This window comes from Kitasatospora sp. NPDC059571, from assembly GCF_042735675.1.
Lineage (GTDB): Bacteria > Actinomycetota > Actinomycetes > Streptomycetales > Streptomycetaceae > Kitasatospora.
Genome location: NZ_JBHWBW010000152.1, coordinates 1 through 5,365 on the forward strand (window position 1 = coordinate 1; position 5,365 = coordinate 5,365).

Consider the following 5,365-nt stretch of genomic DNA (forward strand, 5'->3'; position numbering starts at 1 on the left):
CAAGGACCGGCCGGCCGCGCACCTCCCCGGCGTGCGGGCGGGGTGCGTGCGCCGGACCGGCCGGACTGCCAGGATCGCCCGGTGACACGCCCCGACACCCCCCGTAAGGCGGCCCCATGACCGGCGACCCGGCGCAGCTCCCGGCCCATCTCCAGCACCGCCGGCCGGTCCGGCGGATGGCGCCGCGGAGCCGGGACGAGCCGCACCGCACGGCCACCCCGCTGGAGCTCTTCTTCGACCTCTGCTTCGTGGTCGCGGTCGCCCAGGCCGGCCGGCAGCTCGCCGGCCACCTCGCCGAGGGGCAGCTCGGCACCGGCCTGTCGGGCTACCTGTTCGTCTTCTTCGCCATCTGGTGGGCCTGGATGAACTTCAGCTGGTTCGCCTCGGCCTACGACGTGGACGACGTGCCCTACCGCCTCACCACCCTGGTGCAGATCACCGGCGTGCTGATCCTCGCGGCGGGCGTGCCCCGGATGTTCAACGACCACGACCTGGTGCTCGGTGTGGCCGGGTACGTCGTGATGCGCTTCGCCATGGTCGGCCAGTGGCTGCGCGCCGCCGCCTGCGAGGAGGGCGCCGCCCGCCGGGTCGCCCTGCGCTACGCGCTCGGCATCACCCTCTGCCAGATCGGCTGGGGGCTGATCCTCCTGGTGCCGCACGACGCGTACAACTACGTGGTCCCGCTCGGCATCCTCGCCGAGCTCTCCGTCCCGGTGATCGCCGAACGCGACGCCCAGACCACCTGGCACCCGCACCACATCGCCGAGCGGTACGGCCTGTTCACCCTGATCGTGCTCGGCGAGACGGTCGCCGCGGCCACCCTGGCGGTACAGACCGCCCTGGACGAGCACGAGGCCCTGGGCGAACTGCTGCCGATCGCGGCCGGCGGCATCCTGCTCTGCTTCTCGGCCTGGTGGATCTACTTCGCCCGGCCCATCCACGACCACCTGCGCTCCAACCGGCAGGCGTTCCTCTGGGGCTACGGCCACTACCTGGTGCTGGGCTCCGCGGCGGCGATCGGCGCCGGCCTGGAGGTCGCGGTGGAGCACGCGGTCGGCGCGGCGCACATCACGGCGGCGGCCGCCACCGCCGCGGTGACCGTGCCCGCCGCGCTCTACCTCTTCACGCTCTGGTCCCTGCACGCGCGGCACCTCAAGCGCGGCGCCGCCCAGACGGCGGTGCTGCCGGTCGCCGCCGCCGCGGTGCTCGCCTGCACCGCCCTCGGCGGGGCCGGGGTGCTCGCCGCCGGCCTGGTCGCGGCCGCCGCGGTGGCCGTCGGGATCGCCCTGCACGCCCGCGAGGAGTGAGCCGGCCCCGCACTGTCGGTGCCGGCTGCGACCATGGCCGGCAGCAGCCTGTCCGCCCGCCCGCGGGCCGGGCCCGCCCCCGCGGCGCGGCACGGCCGCCCGAACAGAACGGCACCGCCATGGCCGACGTCCCCGAGCAGCTCGCCGACCTCCCGTACGCCGACCTGCTGCAGCCGCACTCCGGTGCGCTGCACCGCGACGCCCGGTACGACACGGTGCACTTCGACGGCGGCGAGTACACCGGCCAGGCCAGCGGGGCGAGCTTTCTGGAGTGCGCCTTCACCGGCGTCGAGCTCGCCGGCACGGCGCTGCGCACGTCGCGCTGGAACGAGGTGTGGATCCAGGGCGGCCGGCTGGTCGGCACCGAGCTCGTCGACAGCGAGTGGCAGGACACCGCCCTGCTCGGATCCGTCCTGGCCGGTGTCGCCTGGTACGGCGCCCAGCTGCGGCGCACGGTGCTGCGCGGCTGCAAGCTGGAGTCGGTCAACCTGCGCGGCGCGGTGCTGCGCGACGTGGTGTTCGAGGACTGCCTGCTGCGCGACGTGGACTTCGCCGGGGCCCGGCTGACCGATGTCTCGGTGCCCGGCTCGACGCTGGACGGGGTGCGCTTCGGCGGCGCCCGGATGGAGCGGGTGGACCTGCGCGGCGCGGCCCGCCTGGGCCTGCCCGACGGCCACCAGGGCCTGTCCGGAGCCATACTGAACACCGGTCAGCTGCTGGAGCTCGCACCGCAGTTCGCCCACGCACTGGGCATCACCGTCAAGGACTGACCAGGTCGGCCACGGCCTCCGCCACCGCCCGGTCGCCGGAGACCAGCTCCAGCGTGCGCCCCACGGCCGGGGCCGGGTCGGTGAGCAGCGCCGCCAGCACGGCCGCGACGTCGGCGCGGGGCACCGAGCCCCAGCCGGTGTGCTCGGCGAGCCGGACGCGGCCGGTGGGCGGGTCGTTGGTGAGCCGGCCGGGTCGCAGCACCGTCCAGGCGAGGCCCGGCCGGGCCCGCAGGTCGTCGTCGGCCGCGCCCTTGGCCCGCAGGTAGGCGCCGAAGACCGGGTCGTCGCCGTCCGGCGCCGCGGCGTCGGCCCCCATCGAGGACACCATCACGTACCGGCCTACCCCGGCCAGCTCGGCGGCGTCCGCGAGGAGCACGGCCGCGCCGCGGTCGACGGTGTCCTTGCGGGCCGCCCCGCTGCCGGGCCCGGCGCCCGCCGCGAAGACCACCGCGTCGGCCCCGGCCAGCTCGGCGGCGAGCGTCGCGGGGTCGGTCGACTCCAGGTCGCACAGCACCGGCTCGGCGCCGCGCGCCCGCAGGTCCTCGGCGTGCTCGGCCCGCCGGATCAGGCCGACGGGCCGGTCGCCGCGCTCGGCGAGCAGTTGTTCCAGGTGCAGGGCGATCTTGCCGTGTCCGCCGGCGATGACGATGCGCATACCGGCCACGCTATCCCCGTTCACCCTCCGGTCGCCGGACGACGCGGCGGCGAACAATCCGTCAAAGTTCTTTCCCGGCCATGGCCATGCCGCCCCCGGGTGCGTGACGATTCTCCGCGTCCGATGTCCGGGCAACGTGTTCATACAACATCACCGAAGGGACGGCGGCCCGATGGCTGAGCTGAGTCGTAGGAAGTTCATGGCGCTGTCGGCGAGCGCCGCCGCTGGCGCGGCCGTGGCGGGCAGCGCGGCCGGCGGCGGCAGCCAGCCGGCCTCGGCGGCGACGGCGAACCTGAGCACCACCGGCACCCTCGCCGACGCCCGGCACATCGTGATCCTCATGCAGGAGAACCGCAGCTTCGACCACTACTTCGGCATGCTGAAGGGCGTCCGCGGCTTCGCCGACCGCAGCGCCATCCAGGTCGCCGGCGGGTACAGCGTCTTCAACCAGCCCAACGGCCTCGGCCGCCAGTACCCCTGGCAGTTCAGCGCCACCAAGCCGGCCGGCGGCGCCGACCCCGAGCGCCTGGCGCAGTGCAACGGCGACCTGTCGCACGCCTGGTCCGACCAGCACAAGGCCTGGAACGGCGGCAAGCTGGACTCCTGGGTCTCCGCCAAGGGCAACGTCCGCACCCTCGGCTACCTCACCCGCGCCGACATCCCGTTCCACTACGCGCTGGCCGACAACTGGACGGTCAACGACGCCTACTTCTGCTCGGTGCTGAGCGCCACCGGCCCCAACCGCACCTACCACTGGTCCGGCATGATCGACCCGGCCGGTACCGCGGGCGGCCCGGCCTACGACGGCGGCGACGAGTCCGGCCTGCGCTGGCAGACCTACGCCGAGGCGCTGGAGAACGCCGGGGTCAGCTGGAAGGTCTACCAGAACGCGGCCGACAACTACGGCGACAACGCCCTCGCCTACTTCACCCAGTTCAGCTCGGCCCCGGCCGGCAGCGCGCTGGCGGTCAAGGGCATGGGCTCCGTCCCGAAGGTCACCGGGCGGACCCCGGACGACATCGCCGCCGCGATCCGCGCCGACGTCGTCGCCGGCACCCTGCCGCAGGTCTCCTGGATCGTCGCCGACCAGGCGTCCTCCGAGCACCCGTACGCCACCCCGGCCGACGGCGCGCACTTCGTCCACATGGTGATGGACGCGCTCAACGCGGACGCGGACGTCTTCAACTCCTCCGTGCTGTTCCTCAACTACGACGAGAACGACGGCTTCTTCGATCACGTCCCGCCGCCCGCCGCCCCGGCCGGTACCGCGGGCGAGTTCTACAACGGCACCAACATCGGCCTCGGCTTCCGCGTCCCGCTGATAGCGATCTCCCCCTGGACGCGCGGCGGCTGGGTCAGTTCCGAGGTCTCCGACCACACCTCGGTGCTGCGCTTCCTGGAGCGCTGGACGGCGGCCATCGGCAAGCCCGCGAACTGCGCCAACATCAGCGCCTGGCGCCGCAAGGTGTGCGGCGACCTCACCGGCATGTTCGACTTCGCCAACCCGGTGTACGGGATGCCCGCCCTGCCCGACACCTCCGCCACGATCGGCCTGTCCGCCTGCGGCCCGCTGCCCAACCCGGCGCCGGTCGACAACAAGCTGCCCCAGCAGGAGGCCGGCACCCGCCCGGCCCGCGCCCTGCCGTACCAGCCCAACGCCAACCTGGACCACCTGGAGTTCGGTTCCGGCGGTGTGATGAAGGTCTGGCTGGCGATGACCAACCAGGGCACCGGCTCGGCCCATTTCGCCGCCTACGCCAACGCCTACCGCAGCGGCGGGCCGTGGCAGTACACCGTCGACGCCGGCGGCTCCACCAGCGACTTCTTCAACTGCGGCACCGGCTTCGGCGGCGGCCCGTACGACCTGAGCGTGGTCGGCCCCAACCGCTTCCTGAGGCGCTTCAAGGGTGACGCGACCAAGCCCGGCAAGCTGGCGGCGGCCACCGTCGGCTACGCCGCCGCGCCGGACACCGGCAAGCAGGCCGTCTGGTTCAGGCTCGCCAACACCGGAACGGCCGCCGTCACCTTCACCATCACGTCCACCAACTACCGCTCCGACGGCCCGTGGACCTACACCGTGCCGGCCGGCGGCACCACCAGCGACTACTTCAACGCGGTCGCGTACACGAACGGCTGGTACGACTTCACGGTCACCGTCGACTCGGACGCCACCTGGTCGCAGCGGTTCACCGGGCACCTGGAGACGGGGGCGCCGAGCATCTCCGGCTGAGCCGTCCGGGTGGTCGTCCGCACCCGGGGTGCGGGCCGGCGGCCGGGTGCTTGATTGGCCGAGGCCCATAGTCCAGACCATAGGAGGAGACATGGGCATGAAGGACCAGTTCAAGGACAAGGCCCAGCAGCTCGCCGAGCAGGCCAAGTCCAGGCCCGGCGCCAAGGACCCGGCCCGGCAGGATCCGGAGCGCTCCGGATCGCACGGCCGGGAGTCCATGGAGCCGGCCGAGCAGATGGAGCTGGGCCGCGACCCGATGGACGACGCGGAGGAGTCGTGGTGATCCGCCGCTGAACGGCAGCACCGGGGGGCCCCCCCTCGCGGCGCGCCCCCGGGGCCGTCACCGCGGCGTATTGTGTCACGGTGGGGAGCCCCGAGACCGGAATGGGGTGCGAGGTGGTGA

The 5,365-nt window shown here is 73.5% G+C and carries 5 protein-coding genes; 4 read left to right on the top strand and 1 reads right to left on the bottom strand.

Annotated features, from left to right (window positions below; genetic code table 11):
* The first annotated feature begins 116 nt into the window (after window positions 1-116).
* Both ACFV0G_RS18660 and ACFV0G_RS18665 read left to right on the top strand, forming a co-directional pair.
* On the top strand, window positions 117-1,307 hold the full coding sequence (locus tag ACFV0G_RS18660; protein WP_380548465.1) for a low temperature requirement protein A: 1,191 nt from the start codon (window positions 117-119) through the stop codon (window positions 1,305-1,307).
* A gap of 119 nt (window positions 1,308-1,426) precedes the next feature.
* Entirely contained in the window at window positions 1,427-2,077 is a 651-nt protein-coding gene (locus ACFV0G_RS18665) for a pentapeptide repeat-containing protein (RefSeq protein WP_380548468.1), read from the top strand.
* On the opposite strand, the gene ACFV0G_RS18670 is transcribed toward ACFV0G_RS18665, so the two are convergent.
* The gene (locus tag ACFV0G_RS18670) at window positions 2,067-2,732 is read right to left on the bottom strand and encodes an NAD(P)H-binding protein (protein ID WP_380548471.1); all 666 of its coding nucleotides are present in this window, start codon (window positions 2,730-2,732) and stop codon (window positions 2,067-2,069) included. The genes ACFV0G_RS18665 and ACFV0G_RS18670 overlap by 11 nt on opposite strands.
* A gap of 172 nt (window positions 2,733-2,904) precedes the next feature.
* On the opposite strand from ACFV0G_RS18670, the gene ACFV0G_RS18675 reads away from it, so the two are divergent.
* Both ACFV0G_RS18675 and ACFV0G_RS18680 read left to right on the top strand, forming a co-directional pair.
* Complete coding sequence (locus tag ACFV0G_RS18675) at window positions 2,905-4,962, top strand: phosphocholine-specific phospholipase C (RefSeq protein WP_380548474.1); 2,058 nt, start codon at window positions 2,905-2,907, stop codon at window positions 4,960-4,962.
* Window positions 4,963-5,059: 97 nt separating this feature from the next.
* Complete coding sequence (locus ACFV0G_RS18680) at window positions 5,060-5,245, top strand: hypothetical protein (protein WP_380548477.1); 186 nt, start codon at window positions 5,060-5,062, stop codon at window positions 5,243-5,245.
* Window positions 5,246-5,365 lie beyond the last annotated feature (120 nt).